General features: G+C 60.5%; 25 protein-coding genes. 22 read left to right on the forward strand and 3 right to left on the reverse strand.

Annotated elements, in window-relative coordinates; translation table 11 throughout:
* Positions 1-71: 71 nt before the first annotated feature.
* Complete coding sequence (locus HMPREF1249_RS07980; RefSeq protein WP_008523212.1) at positions 72-218, reverse strand: hypothetical protein; 147 nt, start codon at positions 216-218, stop codon at positions 72-74.
* Positions 219-404: 186 nt separating this feature from the next.
* On the opposite strand from HMPREF1249_RS07980, the gene HMPREF1249_RS02190 reads away from it, so the two are divergent.
* The 3 genes from HMPREF1249_RS02190 to HMPREF1249_RS07985 are packed head-to-tail and all read left to right on the forward strand — an operon-like array spanning position 405 to position 1,491.
* Positions 405-1,118 (forward strand): hypothetical protein, encoded by a 714-nt coding sequence (locus HMPREF1249_RS02190; RefSeq protein WP_008521703.1) that lies wholly within the window; start codon positions 405-407, stop codon positions 1,116-1,118.
* A gap of 10 nt (positions 1,119-1,128) precedes the next feature.
* Entirely contained in the window at positions 1,129-1,299 is a 171-nt protein-coding gene (locus HMPREF1249_RS02195; protein ID WP_008521702.1) for a hypothetical protein, read from the forward strand.
* A 54-nt stretch (positions 1,300-1,353) separates the two neighbouring features.
* A complete protein-coding gene (locus HMPREF1249_RS07985) occupies positions 1,354-1,491 on the forward strand; it encodes a hypothetical protein (protein WP_008523210.1) in 138 nt (45 codons plus the stop codon).
* 91 nt (positions 1,492-1,582) lie between these two features.
* Here HMPREF1249_RS07985 and HMPREF1249_RS02200 read toward each other — a convergent pair whose 3' ends face one another.
* Complete coding sequence (locus tag HMPREF1249_RS02200; RefSeq protein ID WP_008521700.1) at positions 1,583-3,100, reverse strand: DUF1846 domain-containing protein; 1,518 nt, start codon at positions 3,098-3,100, stop codon at positions 1,583-1,585.
* 9 nt (positions 3,101-3,109) lie between these two features.
* On the reverse strand, positions 3,110-3,598 hold the full coding sequence (locus HMPREF1249_RS02205) for a YchJ family protein (protein WP_008521699.1): 489 nt from the start codon (positions 3,596-3,598) through the stop codon (positions 3,110-3,112).
* A gap of 208 nt (positions 3,599-3,806) precedes the next feature.
* Here HMPREF1249_RS02205 and ptsP point away from each other — a divergent pair, with 208 nt between their 5' ends.
* The 19 genes from ptsP to dnaB all read left to right on the forward strand — a co-directional run bounded on the left by ptsP (position 3,807) and on the right by dnaB (position 21,431).
* A complete protein-coding gene (gene ptsP, locus HMPREF1249_RS02210) occupies positions 3,807-5,519 on the forward strand; it encodes a phosphoenolpyruvate--protein phosphotransferase (protein WP_008523208.1) in 1,713 nt (570 codons plus the stop codon).
* Positions 5,520-5,540: 21 nt separating this feature from the next.
* Positions 5,541-6,014: a prepilin-type N-terminal cleavage/methylation domain-containing protein gene (locus HMPREF1249_RS02215; protein ID WP_008523207.1), complete on the forward strand. Its 474-nt coding sequence runs from the start codon at positions 5,541-5,543 to the stop codon at positions 6,012-6,014.
* A 78-nt stretch (positions 6,015-6,092) separates the two neighbouring features.
* On the forward strand, positions 6,093-6,980 hold the full coding sequence (locus HMPREF1249_RS02220) for a 50S ribosomal protein L11 methyltransferase (protein WP_008521695.1): 888 nt from the start codon (positions 6,093-6,095) through the stop codon (positions 6,978-6,980).
* Positions 6,977-8,320, forward strand: coding sequence for a MiaB/RimO family radical SAM methylthiotransferase (locus HMPREF1249_RS02225; RefSeq protein ID WP_021775792.1), 1,344 nt, complete (start codon positions 6,977-6,979; stop codon positions 8,318-8,320). Before HMPREF1249_RS02220 ends, HMPREF1249_RS02225 begins: the two co-directional genes overlap by 4 nt.
* Before the next feature lie 93 nt (positions 8,321-8,413).
* Positions 8,414-8,746, forward strand: a complete 333-nt coding sequence (locus tag HMPREF1249_RS02230) for a histidine triad nucleotide-binding protein (RefSeq protein WP_008521693.1) — start codon at positions 8,414-8,416, stop codon at positions 8,744-8,746.
* 36 nt (positions 8,747-8,782) lie between these two features.
* Positions 8,783-8,962, forward strand: coding sequence for a 30S ribosomal protein S21 (gene rpsU, locus HMPREF1249_RS02235; RefSeq protein WP_008521692.1), 180 nt, complete (start codon positions 8,783-8,785; stop codon positions 8,960-8,962).
* A 5-nt stretch (positions 8,963-8,967) separates the two neighbouring features.
* The gene (locus HMPREF1249_RS02240) at positions 8,968-9,429 is read left to right on the forward strand and encodes a GatB/YqeY domain-containing protein (RefSeq protein WP_008523205.1); all 462 of its coding nucleotides are present in this window, start codon (positions 8,968-8,970) and stop codon (positions 9,427-9,429) included.
* Positions 9,430-9,487: 58 nt separating this feature from the next.
* Complete coding sequence (nrdR, locus tag HMPREF1249_RS02245) at positions 9,488-9,970, forward strand: transcriptional regulator NrdR (RefSeq protein WP_008523189.1); 483 nt, start codon at positions 9,488-9,490, stop codon at positions 9,968-9,970.
* A gap of 108 nt (positions 9,971-10,078) precedes the next feature.
* The gene (pgsA, locus tag HMPREF1249_RS02250; RefSeq protein WP_008523188.1) at positions 10,079-10,648 is read left to right on the forward strand and encodes a CDP-diacylglycerol--glycerol-3-phosphate 3-phosphatidyltransferase; all 570 of its coding nucleotides are present in this window, start codon (positions 10,079-10,081) and stop codon (positions 10,646-10,648) included.
* Positions 10,649-10,693: 45 nt separating this feature from the next.
* Positions 10,694-13,543 carry a preprotein translocase subunit SecA gene (gene secA, locus HMPREF1249_RS02255; RefSeq protein ID WP_021775781.1) on the forward strand — a complete coding sequence of 950 codons (2,850 nt, stop codon included), beginning with the start codon at positions 10,694-10,696 and terminating at the stop codon, positions 13,541-13,543.
* Between the two features lie 12 nt (positions 13,544-13,555).
* On the forward strand, positions 13,556-15,400 hold the full coding sequence (locus HMPREF1249_RS02260) for a hypothetical protein (protein WP_021775799.1): 1,845 nt from the start codon (positions 13,556-13,558) through the stop codon (positions 15,398-15,400).
* Positions 15,401-15,475: 75 nt separating this feature from the next.
* A complete protein-coding gene (gene argS / locus HMPREF1249_RS02265) occupies positions 15,476-17,161 on the forward strand; it encodes an arginine--tRNA ligase (RefSeq protein ID WP_021775764.1) in 1,686 nt (561 codons plus the stop codon).
* A 2-nt stretch (positions 17,162-17,163) separates the two neighbouring features.
* Complete coding sequence (locus HMPREF1249_RS02270) at positions 17,164-17,457, forward strand: FtsB family cell division protein (protein WP_008521685.1); 294 nt, start codon at positions 17,164-17,166, stop codon at positions 17,455-17,457.
* Between the two features lie 72 nt (positions 17,458-17,529).
* Entirely contained in the window at positions 17,530-17,814 is a 285-nt protein-coding gene (gene rpsF / locus HMPREF1249_RS02275; RefSeq protein WP_008523181.1) for a 30S ribosomal protein S6, read from the forward strand.
* Positions 17,815-17,827: 13 nt separating this feature from the next.
* On the forward strand, positions 17,828-18,340 hold the full coding sequence (locus HMPREF1249_RS02280) for a single-stranded DNA-binding protein (protein WP_008521683.1): 513 nt from the start codon (positions 17,828-17,830) through the stop codon (positions 18,338-18,340).
* A gap of 31 nt (positions 18,341-18,371) precedes the next feature.
* Entirely contained in the window at positions 18,372-18,620 is a 249-nt protein-coding gene (gene rpsR, locus HMPREF1249_RS02285) for a 30S ribosomal protein S18 (protein ID WP_008521682.1), read from the forward strand.
* A 74-nt stretch (positions 18,621-18,694) separates the two neighbouring features.
* Positions 18,695-19,627: a DUF2232 domain-containing protein gene (locus HMPREF1249_RS02290; RefSeq protein WP_008521681.1), complete on the forward strand. Its 933-nt coding sequence runs from the start codon at positions 18,695-18,697 to the stop codon at positions 19,625-19,627.
* Positions 19,624-20,070, forward strand: a complete 447-nt coding sequence (rplI, locus tag HMPREF1249_RS02295; RefSeq protein WP_008521680.1) for a 50S ribosomal protein L9 — start codon at positions 19,624-19,626, stop codon at positions 20,068-20,070. The genes HMPREF1249_RS02290 and rplI overlap by 4 nt, the downstream gene beginning before the upstream one ends.
* Positions 20,070-21,431, forward strand: coding sequence for a replicative DNA helicase (gene dnaB / locus HMPREF1249_RS02300; RefSeq protein ID WP_008521679.1), 1,362 nt, complete (start codon positions 20,070-20,072; stop codon positions 21,429-21,431). The genes rplI and dnaB overlap by 1 nt, the downstream gene beginning before the upstream one ends.
* Positions 21,432-21,484: the final 53 nt, after the last annotated feature.

Below are 21,484 nucleotides of genomic sequence, written 5' to 3' on the forward strand. Positions count from 1 at the left end.
GATGTCTCCATATATGTGGCGATTGCAGAAACACTATACCATATATATAGTGTTTCGCAAGGGGGAAGATGTTACTGGTTGAAAATGACTCCGATGATGCCGACGGCCAGCAGGAGGTCAACGAGGGCGTGGAACGGCCGCTTGGCCCGGAAGAAGCGGACCGACAGGGCGAGGAAGACGGCGGCGCAGAACCACAGGATGAGTTTGGCAGCTGACATGGAAGATCCTCCTTGTATCTGTTTTTTCGCTCCGACGGGAGGCGACGGGCGGTATTTCTCAAGCATTCTAACGGTTGTTCGGCGGTTCGATATCGATACAATATAATAAAAAGAAACGTACGAACTGCGCAGGGGCACTTTAAGTTGTCCCGATCATCGAATGACAGACTCAAAGGAGATGGGAAAATGAAGCGATGGTTTATTCTGGCGGTTGCGCTGTTTGCCTCGGCCGTGCCGGCGTTTGCGTCGTCGGATATGAAGGCGGCGCCTCAGACGGCTTTGGAGTGGGGCGACGCGATGACCGACGCGTTCCGCTCTTCTTTTTTAGGAGCTAAGTCACTGACCGCTTCGGTCGACGCGTCCGATCAGGGGTTGGGAGAGGGGCACGCCTCAAAAGTGTACCTGGGAGTTAAAGGGTATTCGATCGACAACGTGGTCTATGACGACCTGATGATCGAGCTGAGAGACGTGACCTTTTCGGCCAACGGGAGCAGCCTGCTGATCAAGTCGATCGGCGGCGGGTCTCTGACCGGGCGAATCAGTCGGGAAGGTTTCGTCGCCAAGGTGGGGCGGGACTTTCCGCGGCTGAGCGTGAACAAGTCGATGTTTACCGAGCACACGATCGGCCTGTGGGGCGTGTACAGCCGGAAGGCGATGATCCCGCTGAGAGCGACGGTGCATATGGACGGGAATTACGAGGTTCAGAACGGGTGCGGCGCGCTGAAGATCACCTCCGCGACCTGCGACAACGGTCTGGTGTCGGCCGACGCTGTCGCCAAGGCGACGGTCAAGGCGGCTCCGCGCATTTCGTTTGAGCACTTGGTCGTCCCGATGGCAGTTCAGTCGGTGAGCTTGGCTGACGACTCGATCAAGGTTCGGGCGGCCACGGGGCTGAAGTAAGGACGGCGCAGTGCGGGGCTTCGTGAGATGGCTCGCCGGGGCGGCTGCCGCGGTTTCTATTTCGTCCGTCGCCTGGGCGGTCGTGCCGCAGAGGTTTGACGCGTCCGGCGAGGTCGTTCAATACCTGAAGAGCACGGGCAGCGTTCAGACGCTGACCTGGGGGTACTATCGAGGCTGCTGAGGCGAACCGGCGACGGCTCTGGTAGAGTCGGGGAAACCTGAGGCGGCCATGGATATGTACGATCCGGTCTCTTGGAACGGCATGACGGTGTACGTGCGTCGGACGATGAAGTTTGCCGGCGGCGTGGCCCATTTGGTGCTGTTTGAGTACCGGCGTCAGAAATTCGTCAAGTGCACGTCGGTTCTGGACTGATCGTTACGTTGGAACGTTAAAAGGGCCGCCGCCCGCGTTACGCGGGCGGCGGCCCTTTTATGTTCTGCTAGACTTCGCGGGCACGCGCCGGTTAATCTTCAAACAAGCTCTTGCTGGAGAAGTGCGGGTCGCTCGTCAGGTTGACGTTCAGCTTGCGCAGCGCGCTCTCGTCGGCCGGGCTGGGAATATGGGACGTGTGAACTTCCCTGTTGCGGAGTTTGGGAAGCTGAGCGACCGCCGCCTCGGCGACCGGGTTGACCGTGCCGCTCAGGCTGAGGGCGATGAGCGTCTCGTCAAGGTTCATGGTCAGCTTCGTCCCGCCGAGGATCTCTTTTTTGAAGTGGGCCAGCGAGTGAATGAGCGAGGCAGGCAGGAGGTCGATCGAGTCCGGGATGCCGGCCAGCGTCTTGATGGCGTTGAGAACCGCCGCCGCTTCGGCGTGAAGCAGCGGGGAGTTCTTGCCCGTGACGATCGAGCCGTCGGGAAGTTCGATGGCGCAGCCGGTATAGATGCCGTCGGAGCCTTTGCCCTTGGCTCGGGCCTCCTTGGCGGCCTCTCGGGCAGGAATGACGACCGCCCGGTCTTCGGGCTGGAGCCCCAGCTCCTTCATGATGAGTTCGACGCGCTGGACGACCTCATCGTCGGTGATTCCTTGGGCGCACTCGCAGGAGTAGCGGAAGTACCGCCGGACGATTTCGTCGCAGGAGGCCCGGCGGACCACGTCGTCGTCCACGATGCCGAAGCCGATCCGGTTGACCCCCATGTCGGTGGGCGAACGGTAGAACGAGTCCTGTCCGGTGATTCGCTGGAGGATTCGCTGAAGGATTGGGAACGCTTCCAAGTCGCGGTTGTAGTTGACCGTTTTCTGGTCGTACGCTTCCAGGTGGAAGTGGTCGATCAGGTTGACGTCGCCTAAGTCAGCGGTGGCTGCCTCGTAGGCCAAGTTCAGCGGGTGCTTGAGGGGCATGTTCCACACCGGGAAGCTCTCGTACTTGGCGTATCCCGCCTGAACGCCCCGCCGGTGCTCGTGATACAGCTGGCTGAGACAGGTGGCGAGCTTCCCGCTACCCGGGCCGGGCGCTGTGACGACGACGATGGGCTTGGTGGTGGGCACGTACGAGTTGGCCCCGTAGCCTTCGTCGCTGACGATCGTCTCAAGGTCGGTCGGGTAGCCTTTCGTCATCCGGTGGGTGTAGACTCTCACGCCCCGGTGTTCTAGCCGGCGGCGGAACAGGTCGGCGGTCGGCTGGCCTTCGTAGCGGTTAATGACGACGCCCGCCACAGTCAGCCCCTGCTCGCCGAACCGGTCAATGAGCCGAAGCACGTCGGCGTCGTAGGTTATCCCGAAGTCGGCGCGGATTTTCTTGCGCTCGATATCGCCGGCGTACAGGCAGATGATGATTTCTGCCATATCCCGAAAGCCGCCCAGCAGCCGCATCTTTACGTCTGGGTCAAAGCCGGGCAGGACGCGGGCCGCGTGGAGATCCGAGGTGAGTTTGCCGCCGAACTCCAAGTACAGCTTCCCGCCGATGCGTTCGCGCCGCTGCTTGATGGCAGCGGTCTGCTCGGCTAGGTACTTCTCGTTGTCAAAACCCCGTACGTTCAGCATTTGACTGAATCAGCTGCGGCCGCAACAGAACTTGTATTTCTTTCCGCTGCCGCAGGGGCATGGGTCGTTGCGGCCGACCTTGGGCGTGTCGCGGACGTACGTCTCGCCGACGATGTCGCCGTCCTCGAAAAACCACTTGCCGTCGTGCCGCAGGAACGAGGCCCGCTCGTGGTGGTCAACTTTCTTGCCCTCGATTTCAAAGCTGGCTACAAATTCCACCGTGCCGCGGTTGTCCTTGGGACCGCCGGCGTCGGTGTGGAGGATCTTCAGGCCCAGCCAATGGGCGGACTGGGACCACTCTTTTGTGGCCTCTTCGCTGACTGACTCTCGGGTCTTCGGGTCGTGGGTGTTCAGCACGTACTCGACGTTGCCGGTGGCGTACGCGGTGTACCGCGCCCGCATCAGCTCCTCGGCGGTCGCAGGGGAAGCGCCGTCGTCGATGAACCGGCCGCAGCACGCCGTGTAGTATCGTCCGGAACCGCAGGGACATTCGCTCATGATTGGAAACTCCTTTCAGCTTCGAGAAACTCTTCGTTTTGAATGCAAAAAGGCCTCGTTCGGAGACATCGTTCCGACCGAGGCCCTTTTATATTATAGTCAGGTGTCCGCAAAAGTGAAGCGTCATCCACGGCATGAAGTCGACGGACCGTTGCTGTGATAAGATAAAAACATTCGAACGTGAGGCGGTATTCGGGGAGGTCTTGCCATGAACGGAGTGGGAGCGTCGCCGGGAATTGCTGTCGGACGGGTGTACCTTGACTGGAAAGAGCAGGTTGAAATCGATCGGGAGTTCGTTGACGACGTCGAAGCTGAGCTGGAGCGTCTCGACTTGGCGATCGAGACCGTGGCTGGCGAGATGTCGGCCCTCTGCCAAACCTTTCCTGAAGGCGGGGAGGAAGCGGGCGTCGCGCCGGGGACAATGCTCCGGGACGGCGAGTTCATCGGTCAGATCAAGGGGTGGATTATCACTGAAAACGTGAACGCCCCGTGGGCCGTCAAGGTGACAGCCGACAAGTTCGTTCAGGTCTTCGAGAACATGGACAACGACGACCTGAAGGCCCGGGCCGACGACGTGAAAGACGTGGCTTCCAGACTGTGCCGGCTGCTCCTTCACGTGTCAGGCCCTCTGCTGATCAGCCGGGCAAACGAGCCGATTGTGCTGGTATGCCGTCAGCTCGACAAGGGGCACCAGACCATGCTCCAGCGAGGCGTGTTCGCCGGGGTCGTCTGCCAGAAGGACACGTACTACTCTCACGGCGTCATCTCCGCTCGGAACTGTCACGTGCCAACGGTCATCTCCGTTGATGAGATCGCCGATCTCGCCGAGACCGGCGACCCGGTTATCCTTGACGGGACGACGGGAGAGGTGATCCTCAACCCGTCGGAAGACGACCGCGCGGCCTTCGCCCAGCGGGCCGCCCGCCGCGAGGAGTTCGAGCGGCAGCTGTCCAAGCTGAAAGGACATCCGGCCCGAAGCCGGGACGGGACGCTCTGCACGGTTCACGGCAATGTGGCAGACCTAGCTGACGTGGACACTCTGGCCGATCTGGGCGGCGGCGGTATCGGGCTGTACCGGACCGAATACCTGTACCTGTCAAAGAACCGTCTGCCTACCTGCGGAGAGCAGTACGGCGATTACCGGCGGGCTCTTTTGGCCATGACTGGCTGTCCTGTCATCTTTCGGACCCTTGACATCGGCGGCGACCGGATCCCAGACTACTTGGCCGTTCCAAAAGAGACCAATCCGGCGCTGGGGCATCGGGCGATCCGCTATTCCCTGTCGAGAAGCGATATTTTCAGGGAGCAGCTTCGGGCGCTGCTGCGGGCCAGCGGCGACGGGGACTTAGGCATCATGCTGCCGCTGGTGACCTCTGTGGAGGAAGTCCGAGCCGCCCGGGCCGTTCTGGAGGACTTGAAAAACGAGCTGCGCCGGGAGGACAAGCAGTTCAACCCGGAAGTGTCCTTGGGCGTGATGGTTGAAACGCCGGCCGCCGCGCTGACCGCGGACGTGCTGGCGCGGGAGAGCGACTTTTTGAGCATCGGCAGCAACGACTTGGTTCAGTACACGTTGGCCGCTGACCGGGCGAACGGGTCGTTGGGGAACCTTTATTCGCCGTTTGCTCCGGCGGTGCTGCGGCTCATCAAGATGGTCATCGACGCCGGAGACGCGGCCGGAACGCCGGTTCACCTGTGCGGCGAAATGGCCGGAGTTCCCACGCTGATTCCTGTCCTGTTCGGCATGGGGCTGCGTCACTTCAGCGTCAACCCGACGAGCCTGCTTCGGACGAACTGGGTCATCACCCAGCTGGAAGACCGGCAGGCCGAAGAGTGGGCACGTCAGGTTTTGGGCATGGGAAGCGAAACCGACGTCCGTCGGTTTTGCGAGGAGACGTTCGGCCAGTTCTGCCGGACCGAGTAGACGATTTAAGGAGGACACCTGATGAAAAAGCGCCGCGCCGGTTTCAGTTTTGTTGAACTTCTGATAGCGCTCGCCATCATGGCGGCATTGGCCAGTACGATGCTTTTGACCCTTGGAGGCGGAACGGACAAGGCGGAAGCGACGCGTATCGCCAGCGACCTGCAGAGCATCCGTGCTGCCGCGCTGCTGTACGTCTCTGACAAGGCTGGAACGGACGACGCTGGCAAAGTTCCTACTCTCGCGGCGCTTGAGCCGTACCTTCACGGCGGGACCAAGCTGACGCAGGTGAACGGGGCATACAAGCTCTTTCCCTCGGCTGGGACGGCGTCTGACAAGTGGTTTATCGGGTACTCGGGGATTACACCGTCGTCCGGCGTGGCACAAAAATTGGCCCTTCAGGCTGCTGCTCTGGACCTGCTGGGCGGCGACGGCTCATCGGAGCCGACTGCCCAGTTTCAGGCGTCTGAAGCGACGGTCTGGCTGAGAATCCTCTAGACAGTTTAGGGGTCATCCCGACGTTCCGTTTTTGCTATAATCACGGCGGCTTTTTCTAACGCCGCGGAGGTAAATGATATGGTCAACGTGGTGAACGGTGAATCGTTCTGGTGGTACATTACGCTTCAGGCCCCTAAGGGACACGAGGAGGTTCTCGCGTCGCTGGCCGAGGCGTCAGGTTGTTTGGGAAGCGAGGACACCAGCCGGGGAGAAAACGCCCAGCTGCAGATCTATTATCGAAGCTCGAAAGACCTCGGCGCTTGGCTCGAGAGGCTTTCGGGATTGATGGACTGCTGGCCTGAGGTGTCAATTCGGGATATGGGGCGAATCGAGAACAGACCGTGGCATACCGAGTGGATGGACGCGTTTCCGCCGCTCAACGTGGGAAACCGGCTCACCGTCATGGCGCCGTGGCACAGCGAGGGCTTTTCGCCGTCCAGCGGCCGGATCCCGCTGTACATTTACCCCGGTTCGTCGTTTGGCACAGGGTATCACGAGAGCACTCAGTCCGTCCTGTCGCTCTTAGAGCGGGCAATTCGGCCCGGCGACGTGGCAGCTGACATCGGCTGCGGTTCGGCTATTCTCTCCATCGCCGCGGTCAAGCTGGGGGCCTCCAAGGTCTACGCCAGAGACTTGGACCCGTCAGTGGTGGACGAAGCGCTTCACAACTCGCGGGACTTGAACGACATCCCCCCCGAAAAGATCGCCGTCGAGGTGGGCGACCTGCTCAAGGGGTTTGACCGAAAAGTCGATCTCCTGATGGCGAATATCCTTTTCGAGCCTCTTTGTGAAATGCTGCCGGACGTCTCGAAGGTCCTTCGAGAGGGCGGGCGGGCGATCTTCTCCGGCATGCTCATCGCCGAAGGGGAAGAGTTCAAAAAGCTTTTCCCGTCAGCCGGTCTGAAACTGGTGGACGAAATTCACTGCGGAGACTGGTGTGGACTGTGGGCGGAGGCCTCTTCGTGAGCCTCGCCGGGACGGCGGTCAGAATCGAATTTCTCGGGTGCCGGGTGAACGCAGCTGAAGCGGAGGCTCTGGCCTCCGCTTTTTTGTCTGCCGGCGCGTCGGTCGCTTCCGATGGGCCGTTCGACGTCGGAATCGTCGTCACCTGTTCTATTACCGCGATGGCGGACAGGAAAAGCCGTCAGCTCATCGGACGCCTGCGGCGGCGTTGCCCGCGGGCGCTTCTCGTCGCGTCCGGCTGCTGGGCCCAAGGGGCTGACGAGGCGTTGGCCAAAAAGCTGGGCATTGACCTGCTGGTGGGCAACGGGCATAAAGGCGAAATTCTCGCCCTCGTGGAGCGGGAGCTCTCCTTCCGGACGTCCGAATCTTCCTTTTACGCGCTGAGAAGCCCGCTGGCCGGCGTTTGGGACGAACTGGACGAGCGGACGTCGGTCGCCCACAGCCGGGCGTTCATCAAGGTGCAGGACGGCTGTGACTGCCGGTGCAGTTACTGCATCGTCCCGTCGCTGAGAGGCCCGTCGGTGAGCCGGCCTCTTGAGCGAACCGTTGCCGAGGCGCGGCGGCTTGTCGAAGCGGGACGAACCGAACTCGTTTTGACTGGCGTTCACCTCGGACAATGGGGAAAGGAAAGCGGACGTGGCCTTGCCGATTTAATTGAGGCGGTGGGAAACGTTCCCGGCCTGAAGCGGCTGCGGCTCGGCTCGCTGGAGCCGTTTGGCATTGACGAACGGGACATTGACGCCATGGCGTCTCTGACTGTCTTTGCCCCGCATCTTCATCTGCCGCTGCAGAGCGGCGACGACGGGGTGCTTCGCCGGATGCGCCGACCGGGAACGAGCGGACAGTTCCTTGAACTGGTCAAAAAACTTCGGCGCGCGCTTGGCGACGGTCTGCACGTTTCGACCGACGTGATGGTCGCCTTTCCCGGCGAGACTGACGAGGCGTTTGCCCGGACGCTAGAAGTCCTGCAGGAGGCTCGGATTGGACGGATACACGGCTTCATCTTTTCGATCAGGCCCGGAACGCCGGCGGCTCGGTTCCCCGATCAGGTTGACCGCCAAACCGGGAAGCGGCGGCTGGAAGAACTTGAGCGATTGGGCCGTCTTCTGCTGGACGAGCAGGCCGCGCGGTCGCTGGGGCGGAGCGTCGTCGTGTACGCCGAGCGGGGAGGAAAGGGCGCGCCGTCGGGGTACACGGGCGACTACATTGAAGTTCACCTGCCCGCTTCGTACGAAAGGGACAAGTGGTACACGGTTCAGCCGATTTGGAAGGAAGACGGCGTTTTGTACCTTGAGCGCCCAAACGAGACGAACCGGCCCGAAGCGGACGGACCCAAAAATTAGCCCGAATGAAAGGCTTCGCCCACGGCATTAATTGGGCTATTGTCGGAGCGCGTTTTGTAGGTTACAATGCATCTACAAGTGAGGTGACCGCTGATGGATAAGTGTCCGTTTTGCGGTATCGTCCAAGGCCAACTGTCAGCGCAGCGGGTTTACGAGGACCAAGACGTCATAGCGTTCAAAGACGTGGCGCCTCAGGCCCCGGTGCATATTCTGGTTGTGCCGAAGGCCCATGTTCAGAGCGCCTCGGCGGTAGAAGACCCAGCGCTGTGGGGCCGCCTCATGACCGCCTGCACCTTGGTAGCCCGTCAGCTGAAGATCGAAGATTTTCGGCTAGTGGTCAACTGTGGAGCGGCGGCTGGTCAAACAGTCCCCCATCTTCATGTTCATCTCCTAGCAGGACGTCTGCTGGGCTGGCCTCCGGGCTAGGTAGAACATGAGTGGCAAAGAAAGGAGGGATTTGTTTTGACGACCGTGGTAAGAAAAGAAAATGAGTCGATTGAAGACGTCCTGCGCCGTTTCAAGCGGGACGTTTCGAAGACAGGTGTGCTTCGCGAGGCCCGGAAGAAAGAACACTACGAGAAACCGAGCGAGGCGAAGAAGCGGAAGCGCCAGGAGCTCTCCCGCCGCCGGGCGAGAGGATAAGGGCCATGTCAACTATGTTGGAACGGATCTGCGCAGATCTGAAAACAGCCATGAAGAGCCGCCAAGACCGGGAAGTCGCTGTCCTGCGGCTTCTTAAGTCCGAGGCTCAGAAACTTCAGGCCGACAAGGGCGTCTCCTATCAGATCACCGACGAGGACGTCCAGCAGATCGTCCGCCGGCAGATCAAGCAGCGCCAAGAGGCGGCGGAACAGTACGCCGCAGGCGGAGCACAAGAGCGGGCTGACGATGAATTGGCAGAGGCCAAAATCCTTGAAGGATACCTTCCTCCTCAGATGAGCCGATCTGAGCTTGAGGCGCTGGTCCAGTCTACGCTTGACGAGCTGGGACTTACGTCCCCAACGGCCAAGGATATGGGCCGGATCATGGGCGCTGTGATGCCCAAAGTCAAGGGGAAGGCGGATGGAACGGCCGTCCGGGCCGTCGTTTCCGATCGAATGTCCCGATAAGTCATTGAGGGGTCTGGAGCCTGCTCCGGACCCCTTTTGTCTTATGGAGGTGAAAGGCGTGAAGTGTCCTCGGTGCGATTTTTCCGACACTCGGGTAATTGAGACCCGACCAGTCGAAGGCGGGGAAGCGATTCGCCGCCGGCGCGAGTGTCCGCTGTGCAGCTATCGGTTTACCACATACGAACGGGCCGAGGGCGGCCAAGTCCTCTGGATACGCAAGAAGGACGGGCGCCGCGAGGCGTTCGACCGGGAAAAGATCGTCCGGGGGATGAGCCGCGCCTGTGAAAAACTCCCCGTTTCTCTGGAGGCGATTGAGGAAGCCGCGGCGTCGGTCGAAAAGAAGCTGCGTGGCGAAGGCGGCGAAATTCCCAGCAGCAGGATCGGCGACTTGGTGATGGAAGAGCTGCGGCAGCTCGACAAGGTGGCGTACGTGAGATTTGCCGCAGTCTATCGGGAGTTCACCGATTTGAACACCTTCCAAGAGGAAATACGCCGGCTCATTCGCGAGGACGTGGCCCGGGAGGATAGCAGCGAGAACTGATGATCCGCCGCATGGCGGTTCAGAAGGATCGTGAAGAGCCGAATGACGCGGCTCTTCATTTTGTGTCATAATATGACAGTTTTGTCCCTGCCTGGAGGAGGCGAACCTGTGAAGTCCATTAATTTGCCCAACATGCTGAGCCTGTCGAGGATATTTTTGGCTCCGCTTGTCATGCTGCTGCTGACGACGAAGATCGACCAAACGGTCACCCCTCTGGCGGCAGTGGGGCTGTCGGTCACGTACAGCGACCTTCTGGCCGGGCTCGTGTTTATCGTTGCCGCGTCGACTGACGCAGTTGACGGCTACATTGCCAGGCGCCGCGGGTTGATAACGAACCTTGGCAAGTTCATTGATCCGCTTTCCGACAAGGTGCTGGTGATCGCCGCGCTCGTCGCCCTTGTGGAGCTTCACCGCCTGCCCGGCTGGATGGTCATGGTCATCGTGGCCCGGGACTTCGTCGTCAGCGGCCTCAGAATGGTGGCTGCCGCCGAAGGACAGGTCATCGCGGCCTCCCGGCTCGGCAAAATTAAAACGGTTTCTCAGATCATCGCTATCGTGATGATGATCTTTAAGCTTCCTCTGGCAATAGAAGTTATGTGGGTAAGTTTGGCTCTGACCGTCTGGTCCGGCGCCGTGTACGTGGCCAACGGTTGGGATCTGATTACCGACAGCAACTAAATGGGCTGTCCGCTGAGGCGGACGCCCTTTTCGAGAGGTGACGTGATGTTTGAAGGACTGAAAAAGGCTCTTGGGCTCGATCCGAACGAGAGAAAACTGAAACGCTACCGGGCAAAGGTCGCTGAAATCAACGCGCTGGAGCCGAAAATTCGCGAGATGACCGATGAGGCCATCAAGGAGCGCGCTCTGGCCATTCGCGCCCAGCTGAGCGAACTGGCGGCCAAATGGAAAGTCCCTGCCAACCACACCGTTGACCCGGAAGAAGCGGCGAACTTTCAGGAAGGCCTCTCCCAGATCAGCAGCGCGTCCAACGAGCACTTGACGGAAGTGTTTGCACTGGCCCGGGAGATGGCTCACCGCAAGCTCGGCCTGCGGCCGTTTGACGTCCAGCTGATGGGTGCGATGGCGCTTCACGAGGGAAACATCGCCGAGATGAAGACCGGCGAAGGAAAGACCCTTGTAGCACCTCTGGCGGTCATCCTCAACGCCTATACTGGGCGGGGAGTTCACGTGGTAACGGTGAACGACTACTTGGCCAAGCGCGACGCCGAGTGGATGAAACCGCTGTACGAGGCGATGGGCTGTTCGGTTGGCGTTATTTACGCCTTCATGGACCAGCAGGAGCGCAAGAAAGCGTACGACTCGGACATCACGTACGGGACCAACAGCGAGTTCGGTTTTGACTACCTGCGCGACAACATGGTCAACAGCGCGGAAGAGATGGTCCAGCGGGGCCATAACTTCTGCATCGTCGACGAAGTCGACTCAATCCTCATCGACGAGGCCAGAACGCCGCTGATCATTTCCGGTCCCTCGCAGGACGACCCGGAAGCCTATCGAATTGCCGACGACATCGCCTGTCAGCTGGAAGGCTACGTCAAAGACCCCAACGAATTTCAGTCCCGCAACTTCCTCGAAAAACAGGAAATCGTCGAGCCTGACGCGGACTATCAGGTGGACGAGAAGGAAAAGAGCATTTCGCTGACGTCCCGGGGCATTGCCAAGTGCGAGAAGCTCCTGAACGTGCCCGGTCTGTTCTCCGACATGGGGCACGCCGACCTGGCGCACCGGATTCAGCAGGCTATCAAGGCCCACAGCCTGTTCAAGCGCGACGTGGACTACGTGGTCAAGGACGGGGAAATCGTCATCGTCGACGAGTTCACCGGTCGGCTCATGTTCGGCCGCCGGTACTCCGACGGGCTGCATCAGGCTATCGAGGCCAAGGAAAAGGTCACGGTCGGCAAAGAAAGCCAGACGCTTGCCACCATCACGCTGCAGAACTACTTCCGGCTGTACGCCAAGCTGGCCGGTATGACCGGCACGGCGGCGACCGAGGCCGAAGAGTTCAAGGAAATTTATGGGCTCGGCGTGGTCGTCGTTCCCACGAACCAGCCGGTGATCCGGGAGGACAAAACCGATCTGATCTATCGGACCAAGGTCGAAAAGTTCGCCGCCGTGGCTGACGTCATCGAAAAAATTCACGCCACCGGCCGTCCGATCCTCGTCGGAACCGCGTCGGTCAGCACGTCGGAAAACGTCAGCCGCCTTCTGAAAGCGCGGAAGGTGCCTCACCGGGTGCTGAACGCCCGGTATCACGAGATGGAATCGGCCATCGTCGCCCAAGCTGGCCGGCTGGGCGCCGTCACCGTAGCGACCAACATGGCGGGGCGCGGAACCGATATCGTGCTGGGCGGCAACCCGGATTTCTTGGCTAAAGAGGCGTTTAAGGAGAGAAACCTTGACCCGATCAAGGACAAGGAAGCGTGCGACTCTATTCGCCGCGAGTTTGCCGACGCCTGCGCGAAGGAAAAAGAAAAGGTTCTTCAGCTGGGCGGCCTGTGCATTATCGGCACCGAACGTCACGAAGCTCGGCGCATCGACAACCAGCTCCGCGGCCGTTCCGGCCGTCAGGGTGACCCGGGGGCGAGCCAGTTCTACCTGTCGCTGGAAGACGACCTGCTTCGCCTGTTTGGGGCGGACCAGCTTCAGGGGCTTTTAGGGCGGCTCGGCATGGAAGAGGGCGAGGCGATGGAGGCCAAGCTCCTCTCCAAGGCGATCGAGAGCTCCCAGAAAAAGGTTGAAATGGTTCACTACGACATCCGCCGTCAGCTTCTGCTGTACGACAACGTGATGAACCAGCAGCGCGAGGCCGTCTACGGCGAGCGGAGCCATATCCTGTTGGCCGAAGACCTGATCGAGCACGGGCGCCAGATGGCCGAAAGCGTCGTCGAAGACATCATGGACGCCGCGTTCCCGGAGGACGCACCCAGCGAACCGTCATTGGCGGCGGCTCGGCTGCAGGAAGTGTTCTGGCCGGGCGTTGAAAATCATCTGGCCGGGGTGGACGACCGACACAACATGGCAAAAGCCCGGGAGGCGATCGTGGCCGAGGTGGGCGACCGGTTCGACCAGCGGGTCAAAGAACTCACCCACGACGTGGCCAACAGCGTGTTCCGGTTTATCTCCCTCCACGTCCTTGACGGCGCGTGGAAGGAACACCTTCTGGGAATGGACGCGCTCCGTGAAGGGATTGGCCTGAGAGCCGTCGGTCAGAAAGACCCGCTGATGGAGTACAACTTCGAGTCGTACAACCTGTTCAAGGAGACGATGGCTCGAGTTCGGGAAAACATCATCAAGCTGTTCTTCAAGGTGTCTCTCGTCTCCGATGAAGACCGACGCCGCCAGGAACAGTCCAGATATCACGCGCCTTCCGGCGCTTCCATGCCGCTGCCCGGTCAGAGCAACTCCGGGTTCGGCGGCCCCATGTCCAGAGGCGGATACTTCGGCGCCGGGGAGGCCCCCGCGCCGAAGCGGGTTCCAAAAGTCGGCCGGAACGACCCGTGCCCCTGCGGTAGCGGGAAAAAGTACAAGAACTGCTGCGGCCGGAACGCGTAGGGAGGTGGCGCAATGATGATGCGACTGAACCGTCTGACCCGATCTTTGGCCGCGGCGGCAGCGTTGGTTCTGCTGTCGGCGGTGAGCCTTGCGGCAGCCGAAACCGTGACGCTGCAGGACGTGCAGTACTTGGAGGAGAACTCTCCAACTCTGGAACAGGCTGGCAGCCACGCGGTGGTCTGGCAGCGGACAGTTCACTTTTTGACCGATGAGGACGGGCGGGCCGTCAAAGACGTTCGTCTCATCGTGCTGGCCGACTCTTCCATGCCGTTCGACTGGCTGCAGAACCAGCTGATCGTCCCTGCGGGCGGGGAACTCGTCGTCGATCAGGCGACCTGCTTCGACTTGGAGAGTTCGGCTGGAACGCAAGAGGACATTCCCCTTCGGTCCGGCGCTGAGCAAGGCGGCGTCGCTTGGATGAACTGGCCCCACTGGGTCGACGGAACCCGCGTCATCGTCCTGTCGTACCGGCAGATCGGGCCGGCCGGCCGGCCAGCCAGCGGCATGGTGTGGCTTGGTGAGCCGTATCCGGTCAGAGAAGGGGAAATTGCCATTCGGCTGTCGACCGACCAAGAGCTGTATTACAACTCAAGTTTAGGCCAGTCGCCTGCGATTTCCGACGAGAAGCCGTACTTCTGGTACCGCTGGTATTACGCCCAGCAGCCAGCCAGACGGGGAAGCTACGGGCTGATTGACCGGTCGGATCCGTACTTGGTTCTCAGCCTGACGTCCGGGACGAACAGAATTGCAGAGGCTATGCAGTCCGCTGAGTCTCAGCCGGCTGAAAACCTCCCCGGAGCGATTCGCCCGTTTTCGGCCTCTGACACGCCCCAGCAGATTGTCCAAGAACTTGACGCGGCGTGGAAAGACAGCCGGATTCATATGTCAGGCGCCAGAGTGGCACGGGACTTGGCATATCGGGAACTTCCGCTGACGGACACTGAATTGGCGGCGGCGATGTGCGCGCGGCTTCGTCAGGGCGGCTTCGACGCTCATATTTGGTGGCAGTCTCCGATGGGGATCCAAAAAGACATGCCCGACGCGCCGGAAGTCCTGTACCGGCCCGCTCTGTCCATCAAGGCGCCCGGCCAAAGCAAAGCGTGGTTTTACTTCCCCGGCGGGACCAGCGACCCGGGGCGGCAGCCGGAGGCTCTCGACGGTCGGTATCTGTTCGGCGTGAAGTCCAGCGCAAAGCCTAAAGGGAAATCCAGCGGGAAAGTCATTCCTCGCTATATGAAAGCCGGAAGCTTTGTGAACATGCGGCTGACTGCCGTCTGGGACCTGAACGCTCAAAATGACGGCACGGTTTCGGGAACCGCCACGTTCATCGTCCGCCGTCCATGGCCCAGTATCGTTTTCCCGAATGGCGCGGGAAAAGACGGGCTGCAGAACTTCAGCAGCTTGGGCGACTGGTATCACGGTACGCCGCTTGATATCTCGACAGAGCCGGACGGAAGCGTCAAGGTCAAGTTCGCCGTTTCGAAAAAATCCGCCGTTCCGGCAGAGAAGGGCTTGATGGTCTCCCTGCCGTCCCTTGAACTGCCGGCGTTTGATCAGCTGAGAGCTCTTTCCGGACAGGTGGGGCTGAAGTTCCCGTTCGTCATGGAGCAGAGCTACACGGTTAAGATCCCGGGAAAGATGCACCCGATGGTGCTTCCGAACAGAGGCAGTCAGGTTCTTCCCGGCGCCGAGTACTCGGTTACTCAAAGGTTTAACCGGGTTCAAAACGCCGTGACCAGTCAGGAAAAGATCATCGTCAAGACCACAGAAGTTGACAGCTCTTGGGCTGAGCAGTTCTACAAACTTCTTGGGCTTTGGGGGCTTTGGAAGAACAACTCGCTGGCACTGGTGCTGTAAGTCAGCAGTTCGGAAAGTCATTTTGCAAGCTCCGGCGAACGTCGGAGCTTTTCTGTTCAAGAGAGGAAGAAGCACATGAACGAAAGTCTTGCTGCACTGCAAACCAGCGTTACCGCCGCGCTTGCGAAGATCGCTCAGGAAAAGGGCATTCAGCTTCCTGAGACGTGCCGCGTCGAGTTTGAAAGGCCCAAGGACGAATCTCACGGCGACTGGGCGACCAACGTCGCCATGAAGTGCGCCAAAATCCTTGGAACGCGACCCAGAGACTTGGCCGAGCGGCTGACGTCGCTGATCGACGATTCAAAGCATATCGCTTCGATGGAAGTGGCCGGCCCTGGGTTCATCAACTTCCGCCTTTCAAACCAGTGGATGGACGACTTGGTGGCCCGAATCGCTGAAAACGGGGAAAACTACGGCAAAAGCTCTGTCGGCGCTGGCCGGTCCGTTCAGGTGGAGTTCGTGAGCGCCAACCCAACAGGCCCTCTGCACGTGGGGCACGGTCGGGGCGCGGCTGTCGGCGATGTGGTCGGCAACATCTTGGCGTTTGCCGGTTGGAAAGTCGAAAAGGAGTACTACGTCAACGACGCCGGCCTGCAGATCAACATTCTCGCCAAGTCCATCTTGGCCCGGTATTTTGAGCTGCAGGGCTGCCCGGAGAAGCTGCCGTTCGACGACGCGCCGGGAGCGATGTACAAAGGCGCGTACATTTACGACGAGGCCCGCCGGGTCATTGAGGCGGTCGGCAACAAGTTCGTGAACTCCTCTCAGGACGAGGCTCTGGCGTACCTTCGTCAGTTCGGCGCCCAGCATATTCTGGAGAACATCAAAAGCGATCTGGCTCGGTTTGGTGTGAAGTTTAACCAGTTCTTTTCGGAGAAGTCGCTGTACGACCGCGATTTAGTCAGGAAGGCCGTGGAGACGCTTCGGGAAGCGGGGTATGTCTACGAGAAGGACGGAGCCCTGTGGTACCGGTCCACCGACTTCGGCGACGACAAAGACCGGGTTCTGTTCCGTTCCACCGGGGAGCCCACGTATTTTGCCTCCGACGTGGCGTACCATAAAGAAAAATTCGACCGGGGCTTTGACCGGGTCATTGACGTGTGGGGTTGCGACCACCACGGCTACGTGCCGCGGATCAACGCGGCGCTTCGCGGCCTTGGGAAGGACGAGGGCGATTTCAACGTCCTTTTGATTCAGTTCGTCAACCTAGTCAAAGACGGCCAGATCGTCGGCATGTCGACCCGAGGCGGAAAGTTTGAGACCTTGGCGTCGCTGCTGGATGAGGTCGGCGTCGATGCGGCCCGGTATTATTTCCTGATGCGACGCTCGGACAGCCAGCTGGATTTTGACATGGATCAGGCCAAGCGGGAGTCATCGGACAACCCGGTGTACTACGTCCAGTACGCTTACGCGCGGATTGCCAGCCTGACGCGCAAGGCGCAGGAGAAAAACATCGACATGACCAAGCCGCTTCCGTTTGACGGGCGTCTGATGACGTCGCCGGAGGAAAAACGCCTTCTGACGGCTCTTGAGACGTTCCCGGGCGAGCTTGAACGGGCGGCCGCGGGATTGGAGCCTCACCTGCTGGTGACGTACGTCCACGAGCTGAGCGGGCACTTCCACGCCTTTTACAACAGCTGCCGGATCCTCGACGAGGACGAGCCGCTTCGGTCGAGCCATTTGGCTCTCGTTCAGGCCGTCAGGACGGTCCTGAAAAACTGTTTCGGCATTCTGGGATTTTCAGCGCCTGAAAGGATGTAAAGATGCGGCTTCGGTGGGCTATTTTCCTCGCGGTTTTAGGACTGGGCGCTGCAGTGTACGTCACCACCTGGCGGCGGGAGGTCGCTCATCGTCAGGAAGTTCAGGCGTATCTGGCCCAAAAACAGGAGGAGGCCCGCGCGGCTCAAGACCAACTGGCCCGCCGGAAAGATCACGTCGAGTTCCTGAAAACGCCTGAAGGGCAGGCGTGGGCGGCCCGTCGGGATTTGAACATGGCGTTTCCCGGGGAGAAAATCTACCGTCTGGACGACGGCTCCTTGCAGGAGCCCAAGAACTGATATATAATCCCTAAATGCAGTTCCCTGCCCTTCATGAGGAGGGCCACAGTCCATAGGGAGGAGGTGGTGCACGTGCGTCTCTACGAAATGATGGTCATTATCAATCCGTCCGTCGAAGAGCACAGCGCCGAAATCAAGGGTATTGAGGAGTTGGTTGCCCGTCTCTCCGGAGAAGTAACCAAGTCTGACCTCTGGGGAAAACGCCGTTTAGCCTACGAGATCAAGGGCCTCAACGAGGGCATTTACGTCGTGTTCGAGCTGAAGCTCGATCCGTCGGCATTGTCGGAGCTCGATCGGCTGATGAAGCTGCGTCCGAACGTCGTCCGTCACATGGTGACCGTTCGGGACGAGAAGTAGGAGGCTTTTCACCATGGCACGGGGATTTAACCGAGTGATTCTGGTAGGAAACCTGACGAAGGATCCGGAACTTCGCTACACGTCTAGCAAGACGCCGGTAGCGAGTTTTACCTTGGCGGTCAACCGCACGTGGAAGGGCAAGAACGGAGAGCTTCAGGAGGACGTGGCGTTTGTTCCCATCGTCGTCTGGGGCGCTCAGGCCGAAAACTGTGAGCGGTACCTTTCCAAGGGGCGGGCGGCCCTCGTTGAGGGGCGCATTGCCACCCGGTCCTATGAGGATAAGTCCGGACAGAAACGGTACGTGACTGAAGTCGTCGCCGACACAGTTCAGTTCCTCGGCGGCGGAAGCCGGGACGGCGATCAGTCCGAAAGTTCAGGACCTCGCCAATCGTACGGCGCTCCTAAGCGCGGCGACGAGCCGGCCAATCTTCGGTCTGGCTTCTCGTCATACGGCGAGGACGACAGTTTCCCGATGGATATCTCCGAAGTCGGTCCTTCCGGCGGCGAAGCGGAGATCCCCTTTTAGCCAGCAGAAACATTATTGAGGAGGTCAGGAAATGCCCTTTCAGGGAGGAAACAACAACCGGCGGCGGGGTAAGCGCCGTCCGAAGGTTTGCTATTATTGCGCTGATAAGCTCGAACACGCCGACTATAAGGACGTGGATCGGCTGAGAAAATACGTGAGTGAGCGCGGGAAGATCGTTCCCCGCCGGGTGACTGGCAACTGCGCCAAGCACCAGCGCCAACTGACGATTGCCATTAAACGGGCGCGTTTTATGGCTCTGTTGCCGTACACTGCCGATTAGTTCAGATTTGGACGCAGGGGAGGGGAAGCCGACGCGGCTTCTTCTCCCTTTTTTCAAAGAAAGGGGATGCCCAGATGAATCTTCGGATGCGTTCACCGGCGGCGGCTCTGTCCTTGGGCGTCCTGTCCGGGGCGTTCTATGCGGCGTGGAACCTTCCATTCGTCAGCTTCGCCGTGATGTTGTGCGCCGTGCCGTTGGCCGTCGCGTCCCGTCTTCTTGGGCCGGCCGGCGGCGTCGGGGCGCTCGCCTGCGCCGCCGGGACCGTTGCGGCTGTCCTGTCGCCCTATCACGCTCTGGCTTTCTTTTTAGCTTGGGGGGCCTGTGGGCTCTGCCTTGGTCTCGCGGCCAGAAGCCAAAGCGCCGGGGAAACGTTTCTGGCCGGGCTGACCGCCACGATATTGGGCATGACGGCGTTGGGAGGCTGGCTCTTTTACGCCACAGGCCAAGGGCCGGCTAAACTTCTCGTCGCCAGCCTGACTGGCCTCTACCGAAACGTGCTGCTCCAAGCGCCTCAGGCCGCGGCGTATTTCGGCGCGGTGCGTCAAGCGGCTGCGGTGGTGCCGACCGTGTTTCCGTCGATTCTCGTCTTGAGCGCCATGTGGCTGACAGCCCTCTCTTACGGTTTGTCGTCGCTACTGCTCCGTCGGACGGCCCTGCCGATGCCGAAGCTGCCCAAGGTGACGGAGCTGCGAATGCCTTCCAGCGTTCTTTGGGCGTACCTTTTCAGCTTGGCGGCGCTGGTGCTGTCGCGGCTGTCGTTTCAGGCGGCCCAAGTCGCTTTTATCGTCGGGGTGAACCTTGAGCTGGTCATTCGGGCGCTGCTACTCGTACAGGGGCTGTCCTTGGCCGGCTGGTGGGCAAAACGGTTCGGATTAAGCGGGTGGATCTCAGTTCCGCTTCTTATCGCTGCGGTTGCCGTGCCGGTTCTCGAGCAGGGGGCCGTGGTGCTGGGTGTCGTAGACCTGTGGCTTGACATCAGGAAACGCTACGGAGGTGTGAAACAATGAAGGTTATTCTTAAAGAAGATGTCCGCAAGTTGGGCAAGAAGGGCCAAGTCGTGGAAGTTTCCGACGGGTACGGGCGCAACTACCTGATCTCCCGCGGGCTGGCCGTTGAGGCGACCGCCTCGACGATGAAGGTTCAGGCGGAACGCGACGCGGCGGAGCGCCGGAAGGACGAAAAGCTTCGGGCGGAAGCCGAGTCGGTGAAGGCCCGCATCGCCGGGAAAGTTGTTCGGGTGTCTATCCCGGCAGGCGAGGGCGGAAAGCTGTTTGGAGCCGTTACCAGCGCGCAGATCGCCGAGGCCCTGGGGGCCCAGTACGGCGTGAGCGTGGATAAAAAAGACGTCAAGCTCGACGGCGTGATCAAGGCCCTCGGCGGTTATCCGCTGACCCTGAAGCTTCACCCTGCCGTCGACGCTTCCATGACCGTTTCCGTCGAGGCTCAGTAATGCCCGTCCCGCAGGTCAGATCCCTCCCGTCGAGCCCAGAGGCTGAACGTGCGGTGATCGGCGGCTGCCTGCTGGATCGAAACGCCCTCATTGAGGTTCAGGACATTCTGTCCCCGGATGACTTCTTCGACGCCCAGCCCAGAAGGGTGTTCGAGGTCATGTGCGACATGACCCGGAGGGAACGGCCGGTCGACGTCCTGACGACGAAAGATGAGCTGAACCGGCGGGGTGACGGGGATCCGGCGTCGGACCAAAACTTTTTGGTCGAGTGCGCGGACATGCTGCCCACGGCGGCGAACGCGGCGTACTACGCCCGCATCGTTCAAGAGCGGGCGCTGAGACGACGCGTGATTCAGGCGGGGCAGAAAATCGCCCAGTTAGGGTACGAGGGGCAGTGCGAGACCGAGGAGCTGTTGGAAGAGGCCGAGCGGATGATTTTTGAGATCTCCCGCCGGCGCAACTCGTCCAACTTCCAGCGGGTCGGCGACCTGCTGTCTGAGGCAATTGAACAGATTCAGGCGGCCTGCGCTCGGGACGGCGATCTGACCACCGGCGTTCCCACCGGGTTCAGCGAGCTTGACCGGCTGACCGGCGGCCTGCAGCGCGGCGCGCTGAACATTTTGGCCGCCCGTCCTTCGATGGGGAAAACGGCGCTCGCTTTGAACGTGGCCCGGAACGTGGCGGTCAAGCAGGGCAAGCCGGTTTTGGTCTTCAGCCTCGAGATGGGGGCGCTCCAGCTGGCTCAGCGTCTGCTCGGCGCCGAGGCTCGGATTAATATCCACGACATGTTCAGCGGCCTGATGCAGGGCGGCGATTGGGTTCATCTGACCGAGGCGGCCAGCGTCTTGGACAAGGTGCCTCTTTACATCGACGACCGGTCCCTGATGTCCACCATGGAGCTCAAGGCCCAGTGCCGAAGGTTTAAGGCTCAGCACGAGGACTTGGGGCTGATCGTGGTCGACTACCTTCAGCTGATGAACTCGGCTCGCCAGGCGGAGAGCAAACAGCAGGAAGTGGCCGAGATATCGCGTGGCCTGAAGGCCGTGGCTCGGGAGCTGGACGTGCCGGTGTTGGCGCTCTCCCAGCTTTCACGGGCCGTCGAAAGCAGAAACGACAAGCGGCCTCAGCTGTCCGACCTGCGCGACAGCGGCGCTATCGAGCAGGACGCCGACTTGGTGGCGTTCCTCTTCCGACCGGAGTACTACGATAAGGACAAGGACCCCGAAGAGACGAGCAGCGTCTCATTTGTCGATATCGCCAAGCACCGCAACGGCCCGACAGGGACGGCGAACTTGGTGTTTATCAAGGAGTTCACTCGCTTCGAGGACGCCAGCACTCGGCTTGACCCTTCAAGAATGTAAGATGCCACGGCAGAAAAAGCGCCCGTTCATCCCGCGGTTGCGGGACGAACGGG

Source organism: Jonquetella sp. BV3C21 (assembly GCF_000468895.1).
Classification (GTDB): domain Bacteria; phylum Synergistota; class Synergistia; order Synergistales; family Dethiosulfovibrionaceae; genus Jonquetella; species Jonquetella anthropi.